Genomic DNA, 18041 nt, shown 5'->3' with positions numbered 1-18041 from the left:
GGTCGCCTCTCCCCCTTCGGAACCGTCACCGCCGCGGGTCGATCCGATCCGCGTGGGTGTACACATTGAAGCTCGCGCCGCGGAGGAAACCGACCAGGGTGATCCCCAGCCGCTCGGCCACGGAGACCGCGAGCGTGGAAGGAGCCGAGACCGCGCACACGATCGGGACCCCGGCAACGGCCGCCTTCTGAAGGATCTCGAAGCTGGTCCGCCCCGAGACCAGCAAGATTCGCCCCGAGAGCGGCAAGGCCCCATCCAGGAGCGCGCGACCGACCAGCTTATCGACCGCGTTGTGCCGCCCCACGTCCTCTCTCAAGACGATCAGGCGGCCGTCCGCGTCGAACAGGCCGGCGGCATGCAAGCCTCCGGTGCGGTCGAAAACCGTTTGCGCTCCCCGCAAGGCTTCGGGCAAGCCGATGAGCACCGACCGGCCGACCACCGGCCCCGGCTCCACCGCCGCGCAGCGCACGGCGATCTGCTCGAGCGTGGCCTTCCCGCACACGCCGCAACTGGAGGTCGCGAAAAAGTTTCGCTTCAGGGCCGAGCCGTCGAACGGCCGCGCCAGCGCCACCTCGATGATGTTGCAAGGCGCTCGGCCCGGCCTCTCGTTGAGTGGCTCGGCGCGGACCACCTCCACGCGCGAGGCGATCAGCCCTTCCGTATAGAGGAACCCGACGGCCAACTCGGGGTCAGCTCCCGGAGTCCTCATGGTCACGGCCACGCTGGTCGCCTTCTGACCGGGCCCACTGGCCCGGATCTCCAGCGGTTCCTCGGCCACGATCCAATCGGTCCGCTCGCGCGCTCCCTCCGGCCCCATGACGACCACCTTTACGGAGGTGGCATCCCTGGGGACGCCTGGTGCCGCGTCGAGGTGCGTGATGGGGAGACTCGAAGAGGGCTCGTGGCTCATCATCGTTTCAGGCAATCAGCCGCCTTGCGGCAGTGAAACGAACCCCGTTGGCAATGCGACCGATCCCTAACAAGACCGAGGTCGATTGCGAGGAACGCTCAATCGTCTCAAATCTTCTGGAATTTTAGAGCCGAACGATGCGGGGTAAACCCCGCGGTGTCGGGAAGGATTCAGGGCCAGGCGTCCGTCAGGCACCAGGAGGACCCGTCCCCATCAAAATCCTCAAGCGCATCCGCTCCAAAAGCCAGACTAACACACAGGTATCGGGAAGTCTATTTTTATGACGGTTCGACAAAAAATGCGAATGAACCAACGGCCGGGCCCTCTCCAGGACGACGGCCGGCCCGGCCGTTGGGATTCACCGACCTTGCTCCGCGACCCAATTCAGGTCAGGTCAACTCCCGTGCCGGGGGCTAACCACGCGCCAGGAGAGCACGTCGTAAAGGCGGTCCAGGGTCGCCTGGACCGAGTTCCGAGTCCCCCAGCCCCCCCAGGCGAAGAGCACTCCGCTCTCCACCCCCAGGTAGGTCAACTTGACCCGCACGCCTTCGATCCGTGGCTCGAGCGCCACGGCCGGGCGCGCCTGCCCGCTCGGCGTCCAGGCTTCAACCGCGGCGACCAGTTCCGGCTCGGCACCCAAGCTCGGGATCATAACGATGTCCTTCATCGTGTTCATCTGGATGTTTCCTGGCTCCTGCCGGGAGACTCACAGCGCGAGGCACGCTCCTCCAGGGGGCGCGACCCGCTGCGTAGATCTACCCGATCAACTGATCGCATGTCAACCGACTTTTGGGGAATTTCGGCGAATCGACGGCCCAACTTGAGGGCACATCGCCTTTATTGTTCGGCCGGGAGACCCCTCTGGATTCCCCTCGAACACCGTTTCTTCATCATTCTTGGTCGGGCGAATCGCTTTGATCTGGTCATCCGGCACAGCCTCAAGCGAGGGCGGGCCGCGGAAGGCGAATCCTCGCTCCGAAGACAGGCTTTGCGCGGATTGGTATGCTTGAGTAAGAGAACGTTGCCAGCAAGAAACAACCCATTGTTCCGAGGAGTCCGGTTTTGGCGACTATCGCAATTTGCGTCTTTCCCACGCCGAGCGTGATCATGAGTGCGATCGCTCTGGCGAAGCGGCTGCGCCAGCGCGGGCATGCCGTCTGGATTATCAGCACGCCGGACGTCGAGGAAATGGTCCGAGCCGAGGAGATCGAGTTCAGGCCCGTACTGGCGGGGCTCTTTCCGTCCGGATCGTTCGCCGCGGAGTTGCGTTCCATCGCAGCGCTCTCGTGGTTTGCCAAGCTCCGAGAAGGACGCCGGCTCACGCGCGTTTACCGGTCGATCCTCAACCGGATGCTGGCCTCCCGGGACAACGAGATCGACCAGGCCTTCGATCGGATCGACCCCGACCTGGTGCTGAGCTACTCCGACGTCCCCACCCTGGTTGTGGCTCCCCTGGTCGCGTTGCGTCGGGGATTGCGATGTGCTTATGTGACGCCCTTGTTCTATTCGTATCGAGGCCCGGCGTCGCCCCCAATGCGGGTCGGACTGGTCCCGCGCCCCGGATTCTGGAGCGGGTGGGCGGTCCGCTGGGCCTGGACCCAATTCCTCACCAAACGAAACGCGTTCCGGCAGATTGACATCGTGCTGGGGCTCGACGTCAATCTGCCTCAACTGGTGCGCCAACTTGCTCCCCCCAAAACAGGAGCCGGCCACCCGGTCCACTGGGACTGCTTCCTCGCCCCCAAACTCTCACTGCCCGAGTTCTTCCTCGCGCCTCGAGAGTTGGAGTTCGACTTCGAGCCGCGCGCCGAGAGTCACTGGCTCGGTTGGTGTTTTGACGCCGATCGGGCCGAACCCGACGTCCCGTCCGATCCGATCGACCGCTCGCGGCCGCTCGTCTATTGCGCGATGGGGACCCAATTCCTTTCCTTCGTGCCGGCCCCTCGTCGTCGCGCCTTCCTCCAAGCCGTGATCGACGCCTTCGCCGCACGCCCGCACCTCCAACTCGCACTGGCCACCGGAGGTGCCCTTGAGCAGCAGGACGTTCTCGAGGTGAACGCGCCAGGCGCGATCGTCCGCGAACGCTTGCCTCAACTGCAAATGCTCAACCATGCCAAACTCATGATTACCCATTGCGGCTTACACTCCTTGATGGAATGTGCCGCTCGAGGCGTACCGATGATCGCGTTCCCGCTCGGATTCGACCAGTTCGGCAACGCCGCCCGCGTCGTTTACCACGGTCTTGGCCTGCGCGGCGATTTCCGAAGGGCCACGGCGGAATCGATCGGGCGGCTCATTGATGAAGTGCTCGCCGACGAAGCCATGAGCCAGCGCTGTGAGGCCATGGCGACAAACGCCCGCAATCACGCGCCTTACGAATCGGAACTCGCCGCTCTGGAAGCCCTGGCGGCAACCTCATGAAGGCCGGGGTCGCGTCCTGACGCCGTTGGCGTCCTCGAACGTCCCAAGCCTCCATCCCCCCCATCTCCTCCCCCTCCCCTCTCTTATTCTCGCCTCTCGAAAACGTCGGCCTGCTTTTAAGGTCCTTGCCCACCCACCATCGGGTGCAACGTCCCGAGATGTCGAACGCCTTGCCCCGGCAAGTTGCGTGTACACCCGTACCGTATTATCTTAGGAGAGAGACGACGAGATTTCCTCTTTCTCGGGAAGCTTTCGCATCAATGGCCACTGCTTATTCCCTCGACTGGAATTTTCATCCGCCTACCCCACAAAGGGTTGTGTCAACAACACGACGACAGCTTCCCGGATCGAGCCCATAGAAAGTGAGGCACAGATCAAGACGCAGTTAAATGTGACGAGTTTGAGCCTCGAGGATGAGGACGCACGACAATGATGTTCCAAACCGCGGCGGGAGACGGCGTTTTTGCAACCCCCTGCCCCCGCCGCGCTCCTCGCTTGACCAACGTTCACGGCCGCAGGAGACGCAACGCACTCTGGTTGCACGCGACAACGACCGGGCTGTTCGATCCCGGTCAGAACCGGATTCGCCAATACACCGCGAACGACCTCGCGGCCCTCTGGGCTGTGACGCCCAAGGCGGTCCGAAACGGCATCAAGGAAGCCCTGAAAGACCAAGAGAGGCTACTTGCTCATGTCGCAGGTTAAAGCAGAGACTTATCTCCCCGAGCCCGAGCTCATCCTGTTGGGCTGTCGGGCCTGGGATGCCCTGAAGCCGGCGGTATGCCCGGTCTGCAAGAATGGAATTCAACGCGGCGATGATGCGAGCTACTGCGCCCGTTGCGACTCGATGAGCCCCAAGCGGGAAGCGCAAATTCTCGCCGCTCGGCTCAGCCAGCGAACGCGAAGTGAGCGTGCGAGCGCGGAGCGGGACGCCCGGCTCGACCTCGAGCGGCTCCGCAACGCGTCGCCCATCCTGACCGAAGCCCAACGGAGGAGACTCTGGATGGGTTATAGCCAGAGCGGGATCGACTCGCGAAATCCCGACGTCGCCAACCGGGCCAAGGCCGGGCGCGACTGGCTGATCGCGATCGGCCAGGAGCCGGATTGGTCGATCGAGCTCGACGCCAAGGGGCGACCGAAGAAGGCCGCCGCCGACGCTCATTGATCCCGGCCCGATGACGCCCGGCGGCACCTCCCAGAACGTGTCGCCGGGGTCCCTCCTCCTCATTTTTCCCCAAACTCACGAATCAAGAGCCCGAGTTCGCTCTCGATCGCATCGAGCGCAACGGCTCCGCGTATCGCACCGCGCCACGCCCCGGCGCGGTCCTCTCACGCCTGGGTCGGCAGCCTTCCACGAGCGTCCCAAGGCGGACGACTCGGTGTGACGCTCGGCTTCGACGACCCGGCGTGGGAGTTCCCATTCCCCCCGCTTCCTCGCCGAATTGCGGCCCATTCGAGCCCTCCGGAACTCATTCAAAAGGAAAGGCACGAAACGAATGCCCGAACCGCTCCTGCCGCTCTACGAAGCTTACACCGCCTCCGCGTCCGATCTGATCGCCGCGCAGGCCAAGCACGACGCGGCCAAGGCCGCCTTGTTCGCGGCGATGCCCGACGGAGTCGAGTTCGCCACCACCGCCGACCATCCCCCGGTCATCAAGCGGGTGGGCGACCAGATCGAGACGGTGACGATGCCCTTTCTCGGCCACCCGTATCCGCATCCCAACGACTAGCAAGGAGCCGTCCGTGGGTCAAACCCTCGCGCAGAAGTTCGAGACGGTTCACGCCGCCGACGAGGCGGGCAAGGCGGCCCTCGCCGACTTGCTCAACCCCGAAACGGGCGAAGCGATCGCGCCGGGGGAGGCGGTGTTCGACGTGTCGTCCAAGCAGGTCTACACCAACGACAACGGCAAGCTCACCCGGACCAAGCCCCGAATCATCCAGGCACCCAAGGCGACGTCATGAGCGACGACGAGATTGACTTTCTGGATGGACTTGAGCCAAGCCTGCCACGTCCTACTCAGCCCATCCCGTCTCCTGTTCCGTCTTCGGTTCCCGTTTCGGCGACTCCTGTCAGTCCCGCGAAATCACGTGAAGCCCTGAAGTTTGCAGTGATCCTTATCGTGTGCGCGGCATGCTCTCTTGGATCGGGATTGCTGTTCGCATGGATGCTGTCGGGTCGGGGAGACTCCCCGCAACCGTCGGCTGACGCGGTGGCCCTGGGCCGCTCGTTCGCCCCAATCCTGGCGGGCACGCTGGCGGACGGGTTCGACGCGGGAGCCAAGGCTCTCGCGTCCGGCAAGACGATCGGCGAGTCCGACGCGATCTTGAAAGCCACCTTCGACCAAGGACGCAAGGCCGCGTTCGACGCACACGCCGGCCAGGCGATCCGCGACCTCGCGCCGGACGGAACCGAGATCAGCGACAACGCCAAGCGGAACGCCCTGGTCAGCCTCTTTACCGGGTTTGCCAAGGGGCTGAGGAAGGCTAAATGAGCTTCGACCCGATCACGATGGGCGGCTGGATCGACGACCCCGCCCGACATCCGATGGCCGCGACGTTCGCGCCTCCGTTGTCTCAGGTCGCCCCGCGTCTGATGGGGGCCGACGAGAATGTTTACCTCTACCGTGCCTGGAAAGAAGCGCTCGGCGACTACCCGCCTTACGTGGCCCAACGCATCGGCGACTGCACAAGTTTTGGTTCCGGCCACGCCGTCGACCTGCTCCAGTGCGTCGAGATCACGATCGGCAAGGAACCGATCACGTATCTCGAGACCTGCACCGAGGCGATCTACGGGATTGGCCGTGAGATCGCCGGAATGCTCGGCGGCGGTGATGGCTGTTACGGCGTGGCGGTCGCCAAGGCCCTGGTCGAGCATGGCGCCGTGCCCCGCAAGCTGGTGGGCCCCTATGACGGCAACCGGGCCAAGTCCTGGGGAGCTCGCGGCGTCCCCGCCGAGATCAAGACGGCCGCGGCCGAGTTCAAGCTGGGCTCGGCGGCCCTGATCGCAACCCTTGAGGAGCTCGACGCCGCGCTGGCCAACGGCTATCCGTCGGCCGGCGGCTTTTCTCAGGGGTTCACGATGCACCGCGACGCCAACGGGTGTTGCCAGCAGTCGGGGCGTTGGGGTCACGAGCAATGCTGCGCGGGGCGCCGTCGCCGCAGCGGTCGGCGGGAATATCTGCTCTGCCAGAGCTGGGGGCCGAACGTTCCCGACGGCCCGCTCACCGACGACCAACCGAACTTCTCGTTCTGGATCGATGAGACCGCCATGGCCTCGATTCTGGGCCAGCGTGACTGGCTCGCCTTCTCGAAGTTCCCCGGCTTCGAGCGCCGCCCTCTTCCCGCCGCATGGACCACCAAGGACTTCATCTGATGCCCAGCCGATCTCTCAGAAGCGTCGCCTCAGGCGAGAGGCGGTGCCGCCGATGAAATCCGTCATCCTCAACGCCCTCACCCTGTTCGGCCTCCTCTCCGTCTTCGCCTGGCTCGGCCTGGCCGTCGGAGTCTGGCGGCTGACTCGCGACCGCGGGCACGACCCACCCTCACCCCCACATCTGGGTCGCGAGCCGATCGCGGTCTCCCCGGTCGCCGAGCGCATTGCGGCGAAGTTCGCCCCGGCGCTCCAGACCCTCGCGACCGAGAACAAGGAAGGAGTTGTCGCGGCGTCGGGGAACGTCGTGTCGCGGCTTGCGGTACGAACGATCTACCCGGCGGGTGTGAAGGCCATCCCCTACGCGACGCAGATCGGCTGCGATCGCGCCCTCTCGTACCTCGATGGGCTTTCGGTCTCGCAACTGGTCGGAATGATGACCGAGCATGCGAGGGCGAAAGGACACCGGGTGCATCCTTCCGTGGCTCGACAGGCCGGTGTTCCATGACCCCCGTCCACCGCACCATCGCCGCGCTCCGCTTGCTCTGCCGACTCCACGGCGATACGGGTCAAGTCCCGGTCGTCGAGCTCAATCTGCTCGTCGCGGAGCTCGCGACCACGGAGCAGGACCGGCCTACGGAGTGGCCGGACACCGCACAACGATCGGACCTGGAACTCAACCCGCACGGATACCCTCGCGGACTTGCACTCCCATGAACATTGGAACTCTCCTCGAACTATTCATGGCAACTCTGGCGAAAGCTCAGGCGTTCGCCGCCTTGCATCGAGTCCTCCTCGTGCCGGCCGCCGAGCTCACCGGGATTCTGCTCTTGCTCTGGGGCGTGATCGATCGCCCGCGCACCTGCATCGTGATCGCGGTGGCCGCCTACCTGCTCTACCGCTACGGACCGAACTGGGGGCATGCGAAGGGGGAGTGACATGGCCTCCATCAAGACAGCAATCGAGACCGCCGTAGAGCGAGCGATCCGGTTCCTTGGGCCGGTCGCCAACGCGGTGCACGGGGAAATCTCCAAGCAGGAGACGGTGCGGGCGCTCACGAAGGCCGTGATCGTCGGCGCGGTGACCCGGGCTTCGATGGCCGCGACGATCCAGCGGCAGGAGGTCTTGACCGACGTCGTCGTGCCGCTGGCGGCCGCCGTGTTCACCGGGCTCCTCGACGCGCTCTCGCGACTGCAACAGGGCGAGCCGAAACCAGTCACCCCCCGCAACGACGAAATGCCTCAGTTTCCCCTGCCCGAACCGTCGAGTCAACACCACCCATGACCAACGGAATCTCCACCCTCTGCGCGGCGATCGCATCCTTTCTCGTGGCCTGCCTGATCGTCCGGCTCGTGGGCCAGTTCGTGGCTGGACACACGCTCCGGGTGAACCGCTGGCTCCGTGACCGATCCCGTTCCCATTGAGAAAAAAGGGGAGCCGACACACACGATGTCGCACGATATTCCCGCACAAACGTCGATCTTTGCCAGCAACGTGGCGGCCTCCGCCTGGTGGGTCGGCGACCTGCTCTATCGGCACGGGCCAAGCTGGCAGCTCGTGCCACCCATTCTGATCGGCGCCGCCTCACTGCTCGGCGCGATCCGCGGCTACGCCAACGATCGCCAGGCGCGGCGGCACAGGGACGAGCTCCATCGCATCAAGGTCGAGCGACGGAAGGAGTCGGCGTGAGTGCCGGATCAAGTCCGACCACGCCCGGCACGGACCGTGAAACTGACCTCCATTCGGTCGAACCTGAGCCGCTCGCAACCCCTTCATTGCCGAGAACAACGGTGAATGCTGTGTTCAAGTGGAGCGACGAACGACGAACGGCCGCGCTCCGGCTTGCGGAAGGCAACCTGACGGACGCTCAAATCGCGACCGAGGTGGGCGTCTGCCGGCGAACCATCTGGAGCTGGAAACAGATCCCCGAGTTTTCCGCGACGATCGAAAGCCACCTCGAGGAGTTTCGCCAGGAGGTCCGCCGGCGTGGTCTCGCCAGTCGAGAGCGGCGGATTCGGGCCCTCAACGATCGCTGGGACCGACTCCAGCGGATCATGGAGGAGCGAGCCGCCGACCCGAAGATGGCGGAGGTCCCCGGGGGCGCGACCGGCCTGCTGCTCCACAACGTCAAAGGGGTCGGAGCCGGCGAAAAGGCGAAAGTCCTCGACCTCTATACCGTCGACACCGGCTTGCTCAAAGAACTCCGCGAGCTCGAGAAGCAGGCGGCCCAGGAACTCGGCCAGTGGGTCGAGAGGCAAGAGGTCCGGCAACTGACAAAGGCTTATGTGACGGTCGGTCCCGACGACCTCTGACGATCGATAACCCGTATCCAAGTTCAACCACGACCCCACATGATCCCCCTCAATCAACGACCGTACGAACCCTTCGGGGCGGCCCGCGCGCTCTGGTCGGACCACCGCGACGAAGTCTTGTTGTCGGGACCGGCGGGCACGGGGAAGTCGCGGGCCTGCCTCGAGAAAATCCACGCGGTCTGCCTGCGGTGGCCGGGCGCTCGGGCCCTGATCGTCCGCAAGACGCGCGAGAGCCTGACGGAAACCGCGTTGGTGACCTGGGAGGAGAAAGTCCTCCCGGCGCAATCACCCATCGCCAGTGGTTCGCGCAGGAGCCACCGCCAATCTTACCTCTACCCGAACGGATCCGTCGTCGTCGTCGGGGGCCTGGACCGACCCGGCAAGGTGATGTCCACCGAGTATGACCTGATTTACATCCAGGAAGCCATCGAGCTGTTCGAGGACGACTGGGAGAGCCTGACGACCCGCCTCCGGAATGGGGTTGTGCCGTTTCAGCAGCTCATCGCCGATACCAACCCCGACCGCCCGACCCACTGGTTGAAGCGCCGGGTCGACCGCGGCGCGACGGCGATCCTCGAATCGCGTCATGAAGATAACCCGATCCTCTGGGACCGAGACGCGAACGCCTGGACGGAGAGTGGCCGAACCTATATCGGCAAGCTCGACCGACTGACCGGAGCGCGCAAGCCGAGGCTCCGCCACGGCAAGTGGGTCCAGGCCGAAGGGGTCGTGTACGACGAGTGGGATCGGCAAATCCACATCGTTGACCCGTTTGTGATCCCGGCCTCGTGGCGACGGATCCGGGCGATCGACTTCGGCTACTCGAACCCGTTCGTCTGCCTCTGGATCGCGATCGACGACGACCGCCGCATGTACGTCTACCGCGAGCTCTATCACACCAAACGCACGGTGAAAGTGCACGCGAAACAGATCAACGAACTCTCGGAAGGAGAAACCTACGAGTTCAGCGTCGCCGACCATGACGCGGAAGACCGGGCCACGCTCCGGGAGAACGGAATTGCGACGATCGCGGCCCGCAAGGAGGTCAACCCCGGCATCGAGGGGGTGCAGGAACGACTCAAGGACGCCGGGGACGGGCGAGCCCGACTCTACGTCGTTCGCAACTGCCTGGTCGAGCGCGATCCGGCCCTCAGCGACGCGAAGAAGCCCTGCTCGATCCTCGAGGAGTTCGACAGCTACTCGTGGCCCAAGGCGCCTGACGGCAAGGCAAACAAAGAATCCCCTGAAAAATTGAACGACCATGCCATGGACGCGCTTCGCTACGCGGCCATGGCCGTCGATCGCGGAATCCACGCACTCGAGCCCAGCCACGTCCGTGAGGAACGTGAGCAACGCGAGGCCGAGGACGCCCACCGAACGCACATGGATATCAACAACCCAATCTGGTGGAACGAAGGAGGCCGATGGTGAACACCTTCCTTGGCGGCCAGGCCGTCAACCGCAGTCGTCGTGGATCGGCCGAGGACCGTCGGCTCGATCGGCAGCCCCCGGCCTTCCGCCCAAGCAACGGCGGCCCTCCTTGGTTCGAGACAGTCGCAAGGATACCGGAATCTCGTTCCCACGCTCTGCGTGGGAATGCCGTCCCCGACGCTCTGCGTCGTCTTCCCCGACGGGGCCGCGGCCATGCCAAGGCTGCTGGGTGCCACGGGTTGCACTCAACCCGTGAGCATAAGCCCATGTTTTTGGCTCACGGGTTGAGTACAACCCGTGGCACCCTGGGCAAGCACGCCATTCAAAGGAAGACCAGGGTCAGTTGGGAGAACGCGTCGCTTGGCTTGCCTCTTCATCCTCCCTCCTCGATCGGGAACACCCCCACGTGCCACGCCTAAGCCGTCAAATGTCCGAATGGCTCCGCGCCGAGCGCTCGATCGAGAAGGCCCAGCCCTCGGTCGGGACCTCGTATGGATGGGGCGGCGGCCCGGTCTTCTCCGACGCGTTCCGGTTCCGCCGCGCCCCCACGCTGCCCGCGTTGGCGGAGGCCTACAAGTCACTGATTTTCACCTGCGTTCGGCTCAACTCGGACGCGGTCTCACGGGTCCCGCTCCGGCTTTACCGGATCTCCCCGACTCGCGGAGACCGGGCGACCCGGTGCGACGCCACCAGCGTCTCCAAGGGGGTCAGGCTCCGACTCAAGTCGCTCGCCCACACCGCCAAGGCGATGGCGGGCGCGGGGGAGGTCGAAGAAATCACCGGCGACTTCCCCCTGCTCCGGTTGATCCAGAACGTCAATCCGGCGATGGATCAATCGCAGCTCATCAACTACACCGTGATGAGCATGGACGTCGTCGGCACCGGCTTCTGGTGGCCCACCGAGTTCCACCTCGGTTGCCCTCGCGAATTCTGGCCCCTCCCTCCCCACCTGGTCGCTCCGGCCCTGGAAACCGGGGGGCTCGTGCCGAGCGGCTACGACTTCGGCTCGACCCGATACCGGCCGGACGACTTGCTCATTTTCAAGCATCTTTCCATGAAGAACCCGTACGGCCTCGGGATGTCTCCCACCCAGGCCGCGATCGAATACGCACGGCTCGAAGACACGTTCGTGTCGATCCAGGACGACTTGCTGAGCAACGGGCCGCGGCCCTCGGTGATCGTGTCGCACAAGGACTCGAAAGGCAGCTTCGGCGCGGCCGAGCGTAAACGGCTCGAAGAAGATATGGAACGCAAAGGGCGAGGCGGGCGATCGGGGGCGGCGTTCGTGGTGGACGGAGCCGTGGCGGTCACGCCGGTCTCCTGGGCTCCGGCCGATCTCGGCGCGGTTGCGATCAGCAAGTATGACCTGGAGCGGACCTGCGGCTGCTTCGGCGTCCCGGTCTCGATGGTCACCAACGAGTCGAGCAACATGGCCGTGGCCCGGGAAGGCCTGGAACAGCACGCCCGGAACGCGGTCGACCCGCGCTGTAAAACGATCGCCTCCACCCTCACCCGATGGACCCATGCCCTCGACAAAGACGGCAAACGGAACTGGCACAAGCTGTTCTGGGCCTTCGACAACTGCGTGCCGGAAGACAAGCTGGCCGAGGCCGACCTCCACGCCAAATACATCGCCATGGGCCTCCCCCTCAACGTCGCCTTGACCGAAGCCGGCTACGACGCCGTGGACGATGGCGATACGTCGTTCATCCCCACCTCGCTCCAGCCACTCTCGTCCGCGGCCGGAGCCCGTGCTCATCCCGAACCCAAGCCGGATTGGAGGGATGAGGACGCCGATTTCGACCAGGGCGGCAACGAGAACCGAAGTCGTTCCCCGCGGAGACGGAAAAAGCCGGGACGAACGCGAAAACCGCCGGGGTGAATCCTCAACGGCCGGGCCGGCCGTCCTCCTGGAAACGAACCATGAACACTGCGACCGCCACCGCGGAGACTGATATGTCCACTGAGACATCGACCGAGGTTCTGTTCACGCTCACCCGTAAGGTGTTCGAGCCGGTCGAAACCCATTTCACGCCCGGCGAACGCTCGATGGTCGCCTGGATCTCGACCGACTGCATCGACCATGAACGCGACGTCGTGGTGTCGTCGGGCGTCGACTACAAGACCTTCTTCCTGGGGAAGACGCCGGAGGAGGGCAACCCGTGCGTTCTCGCGTTTCATGATTTCGGGCGATGGCCGCTCGGGCGCTGCGAGTGGGTCAAGATCAAGCAGAGCCGCGCGTTCAACGGGCTGTACGCCAAGACCATTTTCGATGACGACCCGGAGACCGAGGCGGTCTGGCGCAAGATCAAGTCCCGCTCGCTCCGGGGGATCTCGATCGGCTTTCGCCCTCCCGAGGATTTGAAGCCGGGTGAGTGGGGTCCCCCGACGCGGGAAGAGCTCGTGCGCCGGCCCGACTGGAAAGGGGCCGAGCGGGTCATCCGCCGCTGCGTCCTCCTGGAGTACAGCGTCTGCAGTCTTCCCATGAACCCCCAGGCACTCGTCGCGGCCGTGAACAAAGGGGTTCACCGCCCCGTCTTTTCGCCCCAACCCAAGGCCGCCCGTATGTCCGATGCCGATGCCGATCTCGCTCATCCTCCCGACACGTTCACCCCAACGAATGCCGACCCGGAGACGTCGAGTGTCACATCCGAGGGCGGTACGACCTCGGCCGGCCCGCCGGACGCCGAGATCGGCAAGGCCGAGGAGGAGCATACGGCGGTTGCCCCCGAGACCGACACTGCCCCGAACGGCGACGAGGTCGAAACCGAAGTGGGCTCGTTTCAACGGTTCGACCACGTTCAGGTCAAGGCCCCCCATTACAACGGAGGCGGTCGCATCGAGAGCTTCTCGACCCGGGGGCACGTGCCCGATGTGGCGGAGGACATGCTCGGCACGGCCGACGATCCGGCGGCCCGGATCCAGTGCTACAAACCGATGGGCGACGGCCATCTGCCGACCCACGACTACATCGCCGCGCGACTCGTTCACCTGACGAAGCTGGCCGAGCCGATGCGACCGCCGTCGCCAATCAAGACGGCCGCCAAACGGGCAACGACGCCGTCGAGATCCCAACCGACTCTTGCGGGTCCAGAGGACAACCCGCTCCCCCAGGTCGTGGTCCAGTCCGATCAGGAGGTCCGTGCCGAGTTGATCGCCAAGCTCAATGAGATGCTCAGCCCCGACGGATTTCGCAGGATCGCCCGCGAAGAAGCCGAGCGGGCCGCCGGGTTCGTCTGAGTCTCGATCGTCCCTTCCCCTGATTCGTTGCCGTCCCATATTCATTGGGCGGCAAACATTCGCCTCGCCAACTCCCTCTTGCGATCCCTCCCAGGGCCTCACTGCGGGCCAAGGGGATCTTCGATAGAGCACGCTGAGAAGACCGATCGATCCGGACGAGCCATCCACGGAGATGGACGGGACCGGTGCGTTCGGAGCTGTCCGGCCCTCGCCCTGGTTGTTTTCCCGTGACTTACAAGAACAACAACAACCCTTCAAGGGTCCAATCCCGATGCGCATCAAGTTTCTCAAGAATTACGACGAGCACCGCAAGGGGGCCGTTGTGCCCGTGGAAGAGCCGACCGGCAAGCGGCTGATCGAGATCGGCATCGCCGAGAAGGCTCCGGAAGACGATCCGATCCTCAGCCTGGCCGACACGATCAAGACGGCCGTGGCGCAAGGGTTCGCGGCCGGCGCCGCGGAGGTCAGCACCAAGGCGTACGCCGGCCAGCACCCGGCCGGCGCCGACATCCGACCCGGCGAGTCGGAGGCGGACCGCCGGAAGTGCCTGGCCGACCAGGTCAAGTGGATCACGATCGCCCAGTGCCACAACACCTATCCGGGCCGCCAGCGTGAGGCCCAGGAGCACCTCGAAAAGGTCTACGGCTCTTCGTTCCGGGTGTTCGACAAGAAGGACCTGGCGGAGGGGTCGGGGACCACGGGGGGCTACACCGTCGCTCCCGACTACGGCAAGGAGCTGCTTCAGCTCGCTCAGGAAGAGTCGATCGTCCGGCCCTACTCGAACAACAAGAAGTTGCCGGCGCGGGAAGCGTATTATCCCATGCTCAATCAGACCTTCGTTCCCTCGGGAACGCAGGGCTCGCAGCAGTCGGCCTACTACGGCGGCGTCAAAATGACCTGGAGTGGCGAGGCCCAGCCCGGCACGCCGACCGAGCCCACCTTCAAGCAGGTCCACATCGTCACGAACGAGCTCCAGGGGCTCACGAAGATCAGTCGGTTCCTGCTTTCCGACTCGTTCATCTCGCTGGACGCCGAGCTCAAGTCGTTGTTCTCCGGCGCGATCGCCTTCGCCGAAGACTTCGCCTTCCTCGCGGGTGACGGCGTCGCCAAGCCCAAGGGGGTGCTGAACTCACCCGCGACGATCACCTATGCGACTCGCGCTGCGGCGAACAAGTTCCAGCTCGCCGACGCCGCCAACGTGATGGGAGCGATGACCCCGCAGTCGCGGCCCAAGTCGGTCTGGGTGATGACCAACAACCTGTTCAGCCAGCTCGTCCAACTGGTCGATGCCAGCGGCCGGGTGACCTACATCCCGAACGTCGGCACCGGCTACAACGAGGCCAAGCTCGCGATGGGGCAACTGCTCCTCTTCGGCCGCCCCGTCCTCTTCACCGAGAAGCTCCCCGCCCTCGGGACGACCGGTGACGTCCTCTTGGCCGACTTCTCCAAGTACATCACGGCCGACACCGGGTCGCTCGAGATCGCGGCGTCGGATCAGTACGCGTTCAACACCAACCAGATCACCTACCGGATCATCGAGCGGGTCGACGGCCAGGCCCAGATCGATGCCCCGTTCACCCAGCAGGACGGCACCACGAAGACCAGCCCGTTCGTGATCCTCTCCTCGTCGACCACCTGATCACCACCAGGGCGAGGCCGACGCCTCGCCCTGGCTTCCCTCTGACCAGACTCCATACACCCGGGGATCGATTCTCGCATGTCTTACACTCAGCTCTTCACGGAAGCGGTGGCGGTCGCCGCCGATGGGATCCACTCGGCCAGCCAATCCGCCGCCGAGAAGCTCACCGGCGCAGTCGACCTCGCGAAGTTTCGCCAGGTCCTGTTCATTATCGACTCAGGCACGCTCGGTGCGTCGGGAACCCTGGACTTCCAGGTCAAGGGCAGCGCGACCGCCGCGGGCACCTACACCGCGATCCCGAACACCTCGATCACGACCCTCGTCAAGGCAACCGACGACAACAAATACGCGGTCGTCGGAATCACCGCCGAGAAAGTCTCGGCCTTGGGCCTGAACTACGGGTTCATCAAGGGCAGCCTGCTCCCCGGCACGGCCGCCGCCAACTCCGCGGTCGTCGTGCTCGGCGAACTCACCCGGTTCGAGCCGGCCAGCGACAGTGACGCAACTCAGGTCGCCCAGATCGTCAGCCTCTGGCGTTAATTCACCGGCCGGGGCGGGCCAACCTCCCCGGCTTCCTCACGAGGTCTCACCATGCCTCCCCAAGCCAAGTCCGCGCCGTCGACCCCGAAAGGGGTCGCCTCACCCGGCCTTCCGCCTCATCGTTCCGAGGCCATCGCCAACCTCACCGCCCAGGCCCGCAAGCTCCAGGCCGAGCACGCCGACAACGCCGATCGAGCCGACAAGATCGCCTTCCGCCAGGCGGCCATTCATCGCGAACTGACGGAACTCCGCAAGCAGGTCCTCGAGCACGCCTGGGACGGCAACCCACCATGCTGACCACCTACGCCACCAAGCTGATCGCTCGCCCCTCGCCCCACGCGGCCCCGTCCGTCTGTCCGTTCTGCCGCGAGGCGGGTCGACTCGAAGTCGTCCACGTTTACGGCAAGGCGCACCAACGGGTCGTGGGCTGCCGGTGCGAGCGAAGGCACGCCAATCCCGAGGGTCAATCGCATGCCAATCGTCACCGTCAACATCAGTGATGCCGCGCTCGCTTCCAGCGCTTCGGGCTCCCTCCCTGTGTCCCGAGGCCCAGGCGCGGTCCCCCTGTTTGACCCCACCTTGAGTTATCTCAACGGATGCCTCACCAACACGGTGTCGAGCGGATACCAAGCCGCGAGAAAGATCGACCATCCCGATTCGCCGTCGGTCTGGTCCGAGACTTGGGCTCCCACGGTCTTCCCCGGCTCCCCCATCCCCGACTGCGTGCGTGCGCGCGGGATCCTCCCCGGCGACAACGGCCCCGGCCAACCCTCGATGACCTGGAACGAGGAAAGCCGATTCGTGAATGGAGCGCCACCCGGCGGCCTCTGGGAAGCCCACTACAATTACGAATCGTTTGATGGGACTGCCAACTACCGACCGATCGTCTATTATATCGATCAGAATACTCACCTCCTCTATCTTGAGTATCGACTCGGGACGGCGGTTTGGTATGGGCGAGACGCATCTTTCCCGCTCCTCTCGATTCAGTCGATCAATGGCGATAACAGCGGCAGCGTCTTTATCCAGAACCAGGGCACGAACGGCCCTCTCGCCGTGACTGGGACCGCTGCCGATATCGTGTTCGGGCTCAACGCCGGGCAGTTTTTCCGGTTGTACTCGGTCCAAGCTGCGACCATTGGGAATCCGACGCGGAATTCCGTCGGCCTCACGATGATCGGGGCTTACTGGACCGGAACCGCAAGCGCGGGCGCGGCCTCGTCACTCCAGACGATTGTTACCGGCAACAACATCTTTCACGCGTTCCTCGGTGTCGGGACGGGCGAGTTCCGGTTCCAGAACGATAACAAGGTCGGTCTCGGCGTTCCGCTCGCCAAATTGACCCAAAATATCGTGATGAGTCCCGGCTATCTGGCCGCGGTCGAATCGAACGGGATCCGCGTTTTCCGGCTGATCGGCCTCAATAGTTCGGACCGTGTCGAGATCGACTCCGACGGTCGCGGCACGGTGTTTCCCAACAACGTGTACTACGGGGCTTATGGTTCGGGGGCAGGACCGCGAATTCGCTCGGGAACCGGCGGCACGGACAACTTCCTGGTGATCAACGCCGGGTCGGCCGGGTCGAGCACGAACAACCTCTATCTCAATCTCGACAGCCCCAATGCGTCGGTGGGGATCTACGGGCAAGCCTCGATATTCGCGGCCGGCGCGTCGGGCCAGTGCTTGTCGGTGGGCGGGGTCGGTCCGACCGGGATCCTGCTCGCCGGCAACGGGGTGGGCCATTGCGGCTTGCGGTACACCCCGGCGTCGGGGCTTGTGGAACTGATGAACGCAGGCGGAAACGACCCGAGAGCCTGGACCTCGAGCGGCGCGTTCAGTTTCAAGGTACCAGGGGGGTTCGCCTCGGGCATCAACGCGACTGCCAAGACGACCGCCTACACGTTGACGACCTCCGACAGCACGATCCTTGGGAACGCGACCGGCGGTGCGTTTGCGGTCACCCTGCCCGCGGCCAACGCGGTCCCCGCGGGACGGCTCTTCACGGTCAAGAAGACCGACGCGTCCGCCAACGCGGTCACCCTGACCAGGGCGGGTGCCAATCTCATCGACGGGGCGGCAACCTACGCTCTGGCGAGCCAGTGGAAGTATGCGACGATCCAGTCCGACGGGGTGAGCAACTGGTACGTCGTTGCGAACAACTGAGCATAAGGACAAAGC

The 18041-nt window shown here is 64.7% G+C and carries 24 protein-coding genes; 22 read left to right on the top strand and 2 right to left on the bottom strand.

Annotated features, from left to right (window positions below; all coding sequences use genetic code 11):
* Positions 1-25: 25 nt before the first annotated feature.
* Together fdhD and BUS42_RS01545 are read right to left on the bottom strand one after the other, a co-directional pair.
* Entirely contained in the window at positions 26-913 is an 888-nt protein-coding gene (gene fdhD, locus BUS42_RS01550) for a formate dehydrogenase accessory sulfurtransferase FdhD (RefSeq protein ID WP_254053234.1), read from the bottom strand.
* 391 nt (positions 914-1304) lie between these two features.
* Complete coding sequence (locus BUS42_RS01545) at positions 1305-1586, bottom strand: hypothetical protein (protein ID WP_074304684.1); 282 nt, start codon at positions 1584-1586, stop codon at positions 1305-1307.
* A gap of 431 nt (positions 1587-2017) precedes the next feature.
* Here BUS42_RS01545 and BUS42_RS01540 point away from each other — a divergent pair, with 431 nt between their 5' ends.
* The 22 genes from BUS42_RS01540 (at position 2018) to BUS42_RS01440 (ending at position 18026) form a co-directional block, all read left to right on the top strand.
* Entirely contained in the window at positions 2018-3331 is a 1314-nt protein-coding gene (locus BUS42_RS01540; RefSeq protein ID WP_074304683.1) for a nucleotide disphospho-sugar-binding domain-containing protein, read from the top strand.
* A gap of 429 nt (positions 3332-3760) precedes the next feature.
* Entirely contained in the window at positions 3761-4036 is a 276-nt protein-coding gene (locus BUS42_RS01535) for a hypothetical protein (protein WP_074304682.1), read from the top strand.
* A complete protein-coding gene (locus tag BUS42_RS01530; protein WP_074304681.1) occupies positions 4023-4496 on the top strand; it encodes a hypothetical protein in 474 nt (157 codons plus the stop codon). The genes BUS42_RS01535 and BUS42_RS01530 overlap by 14 nt, the downstream gene beginning before the upstream one ends.
* 331 nt (positions 4497-4827) lie before the next feature.
* Positions 4828-5061, top strand: coding sequence for a hypothetical protein (locus BUS42_RS01525; protein WP_074304680.1), 234 nt, complete (start codon positions 4828-4830; stop codon positions 5059-5061).
* A 13-nt stretch (positions 5062-5074) separates the two neighbouring features.
* Positions 5075-5293 (top strand): hypothetical protein, encoded by a 219-nt coding sequence (locus BUS42_RS01520; protein WP_074304679.1) that lies wholly within the window; start codon positions 5075-5077, stop codon positions 5291-5293.
* A gap of 203 nt (positions 5294-5496) precedes the next feature.
* Positions 5497-5823, top strand: coding sequence for a hypothetical protein (locus BUS42_RS41670; protein ID WP_083670018.1), 327 nt, complete (start codon positions 5497-5499; stop codon positions 5821-5823).
* On the top strand, positions 5820-6704 hold the full coding sequence (locus BUS42_RS01510) for a hypothetical protein (protein ID WP_074304677.1): 885 nt from the start codon (positions 5820-5822) through the stop codon (positions 6702-6704). Before BUS42_RS41670 ends, BUS42_RS01510 begins: the two co-directional genes overlap by 4 nt.
* 52 nt (positions 6705-6756) lie before the next feature.
* A complete protein-coding gene (locus BUS42_RS01505) occupies positions 6757-7209 on the top strand; it encodes a hypothetical protein (RefSeq protein WP_074304676.1) in 453 nt (150 codons plus the stop codon).
* Positions 7206-7418 (top strand): hypothetical protein, encoded by a 213-nt coding sequence (locus tag BUS42_RS01500; RefSeq protein WP_074304675.1) that lies wholly within the window; start codon positions 7206-7208, stop codon positions 7416-7418. Before BUS42_RS01505 ends, BUS42_RS01500 begins: the two co-directional genes overlap by 4 nt.
* Positions 7415-7639, top strand: coding sequence for a hypothetical protein (locus tag BUS42_RS01495; protein ID WP_074304674.1), 225 nt, complete (start codon positions 7415-7417; stop codon positions 7637-7639). The genes BUS42_RS01500 and BUS42_RS01495 overlap by 4 nt, the downstream gene beginning before the upstream one ends.
* Before the next feature lies 1 nt (position 7640).
* Complete coding sequence (locus BUS42_RS01490) at positions 7641-7985, top strand: hypothetical protein (RefSeq protein WP_074304673.1); 345 nt, start codon at positions 7641-7643, stop codon at positions 7983-7985.
* Complete coding sequence (locus BUS42_RS44055; RefSeq protein WP_173878231.1) at positions 7982-8125, top strand: hypothetical protein; 144 nt, start codon at positions 7982-7984, stop codon at positions 8123-8125. Before BUS42_RS01490 ends, BUS42_RS44055 begins: the two co-directional genes overlap by 4 nt.
* 25 nt (positions 8126-8150) lie before the next feature.
* Entirely contained in the window at positions 8151-8390 is a 240-nt protein-coding gene (locus tag BUS42_RS01485; protein ID WP_074304672.1) for a hypothetical protein, read from the top strand.
* A gap of 101 nt (positions 8391-8491) precedes the next feature.
* Positions 8492-9013: a helix-turn-helix domain-containing protein gene (locus tag BUS42_RS01480; protein WP_143206211.1), complete on the top strand. Its 522-nt coding sequence runs from the start codon at positions 8492-8494 to the stop codon at positions 9011-9013.
* A 39-nt stretch (positions 9014-9052) separates the two neighbouring features.
* Entirely contained in the window at positions 9053-10444 is a 1392-nt protein-coding gene (locus BUS42_RS01475; RefSeq protein WP_074304670.1) for a phage terminase large subunit, read from the top strand.
* A 406-nt stretch (positions 10445-10850) separates the two neighbouring features.
* On the top strand, positions 10851-12326 hold the full coding sequence (locus BUS42_RS01470) for a phage portal protein (RefSeq protein WP_143206210.1): 1476 nt from the start codon (positions 10851-10853) through the stop codon (positions 12324-12326).
* A gap of 74 nt (positions 12327-12400) precedes the next feature.
* Entirely contained in the window at positions 12401-13684 is a 1284-nt protein-coding gene (locus BUS42_RS01465; protein WP_159452149.1) for an HK97 family phage prohead protease, read from the top strand.
* Positions 13685-13955: 271 nt separating this feature from the next.
* Positions 13956-15323, top strand: a complete 1368-nt coding sequence (locus BUS42_RS01460) for a phage major capsid protein (RefSeq protein ID WP_074310564.1) — start codon at positions 13956-13958, stop codon at positions 15321-15323.
* A 78-nt stretch (positions 15324-15401) separates the two neighbouring features.
* Positions 15402-15863, top strand: coding sequence for a hypothetical protein (locus BUS42_RS01455; protein ID WP_074304667.1), 462 nt, complete (start codon positions 15402-15404; stop codon positions 15861-15863).
* Positions 15864-15914: 51 nt separating this feature from the next.
* Positions 15915-16160 carry a hypothetical protein gene (locus BUS42_RS01450; RefSeq protein ID WP_074304666.1) on the top strand — a complete coding sequence of 82 codons (246 nt, stop codon included), beginning with the start codon at positions 15915-15917 and terminating at the stop codon, positions 16158-16160.
* Positions 16154-16363, top strand: a complete 210-nt coding sequence (locus tag BUS42_RS01445; RefSeq protein WP_074304665.1) for a hypothetical protein — start codon at positions 16154-16156, stop codon at positions 16361-16363. The genes BUS42_RS01450 and BUS42_RS01445 overlap by 7 nt, the downstream gene beginning before the upstream one ends.
* On the top strand, positions 16335-18026 hold the full coding sequence (locus BUS42_RS01440) for a hypothetical protein (RefSeq protein WP_074304664.1): 1692 nt from the start codon (positions 16335-16337) through the stop codon (positions 18024-18026). The genes BUS42_RS01445 and BUS42_RS01440 overlap by 29 nt, the downstream gene beginning before the upstream one ends.
* Positions 18027-18041 lie beyond the last annotated feature (15 nt).

It is taken from the genome of Singulisphaera sp. GP187 (genome assembly GCF_900129635.1).
GTDB lineage: Bacteria > Planctomycetota > Planctomycetia > Isosphaerales > Isosphaeraceae > Singulisphaera.
This window is presented reverse-complemented; position numbering and strand designations above follow the sequence as displayed.

What these genes read in the sequence shown, in the direction of transcription:
- fdhD (WP_254053234.1), bottom strand. Translation starts at nt 913, where the DNA reads ATGATGAGCCACGAGCCCTCTTCGAGTCTCCCCATCACGCACCTCGAC.
- BUS42_RS01545 (WP_074304684.1), bottom strand. Translation starts at nt 1,586, where the DNA reads ATGAACACGATGAAGGACATCGTTATGATCCCGAGCTTGGGTGCCGAG.
- BUS42_RS01540 (WP_074304683.1), top strand. Translation starts at nt 2,018, where the DNA reads ATGAGTGCGATCGCTCTGGCGAAGCGGCTGCGCCAGCGCGGGCATGCC.
- BUS42_RS01535 (WP_074304682.1), top strand. Translation starts at nt 3,761, where the DNA reads ATGATGTTCCAAACCGCGGCGGGAGACGGCGTTTTTGCAACCCCCTGC.
- BUS42_RS01530 (WP_074304681.1), top strand. Translation starts at nt 4,023, where the DNA reads ATGTCGCAGGTTAAAGCAGAGACTTATCTCCCCGAGCCCGAGCTCATC.
- BUS42_RS01525 (WP_074304680.1), top strand. Translation starts at nt 4,828, where the DNA reads ATGCCCGAACCGCTCCTGCCGCTCTACGAAGCTTACACCGCCTCCGCG.
- BUS42_RS41670 (WP_083670018.1), top strand. Translation starts at nt 5,497, where the DNA reads ATGCTGTCGGGTCGGGGAGACTCCCCGCAACCGTCGGCTGACGCGGTG.
- BUS42_RS01510 (WP_074304677.1), top strand. Translation starts at nt 5,820, where the DNA reads ATGAGCTTCGACCCGATCACGATGGGCGGCTGGATCGACGACCCCGCC.
- BUS42_RS01505 (WP_074304676.1), top strand. Translation starts at nt 6,757, where the DNA reads ATGAAATCCGTCATCCTCAACGCCCTCACCCTGTTCGGCCTCCTCTCC.
- BUS42_RS01500 (WP_074304675.1), top strand. Translation starts at nt 7,206, where the DNA reads ATGACCCCCGTCCACCGCACCATCGCCGCGCTCCGCTTGCTCTGCCGA.
- BUS42_RS01495 (WP_074304674.1), top strand. Translation starts at nt 7,415, where the DNA reads ATGAACATTGGAACTCTCCTCGAACTATTCATGGCAACTCTGGCGAAA.
- BUS42_RS01490 (WP_074304673.1), top strand. Translation starts at nt 7,641, where the DNA reads ATGGCCTCCATCAAGACAGCAATCGAGACCGCCGTAGAGCGAGCGATC.
- BUS42_RS44055 (WP_173878231.1), top strand. Translation starts at nt 7,982, where the DNA reads ATGACCAACGGAATCTCCACCCTCTGCGCGGCGATCGCATCCTTTCTC.
- BUS42_RS01485 (WP_074304672.1), top strand. Translation starts at nt 8,151, where the DNA reads ATGTCGCACGATATTCCCGCACAAACGTCGATCTTTGCCAGCAACGTG.
- BUS42_RS01475 (WP_074304670.1), top strand. Translation starts at nt 9,053, where the DNA reads ATGATCCCCCTCAATCAACGACCGTACGAACCCTTCGGGGCGGCCCGC.
- BUS42_RS01465 (WP_159452149.1), top strand. Translation starts at nt 12,401, where the DNA reads ATGTCCACTGAGACATCGACCGAGGTTCTGTTCACGCTCACCCGTAAG.
- BUS42_RS01460 (WP_074310564.1), top strand. Translation starts at nt 13,956, where the DNA reads ATGCGCATCAAGTTTCTCAAGAATTACGACGAGCACCGCAAGGGGGCC.
- BUS42_RS01455 (WP_074304667.1), top strand. Translation starts at nt 15,402, where the DNA reads ATGTCTTACACTCAGCTCTTCACGGAAGCGGTGGCGGTCGCCGCCGAT.
- BUS42_RS01450 (WP_074304666.1), top strand. Translation starts at nt 15,915, where the DNA reads ATGCCTCCCCAAGCCAAGTCCGCGCCGTCGACCCCGAAAGGGGTCGCC.
- BUS42_RS01445 (WP_074304665.1), top strand. Translation starts at nt 16,154, where the DNA reads ATGCTGACCACCTACGCCACCAAGCTGATCGCTCGCCCCTCGCCCCAC.
- BUS42_RS01440 (WP_074304664.1), top strand. Translation starts at nt 16,335, where the DNA reads ATGCCAATCGTCACCGTCAACATCAGTGATGCCGCGCTCGCTTCCAGC.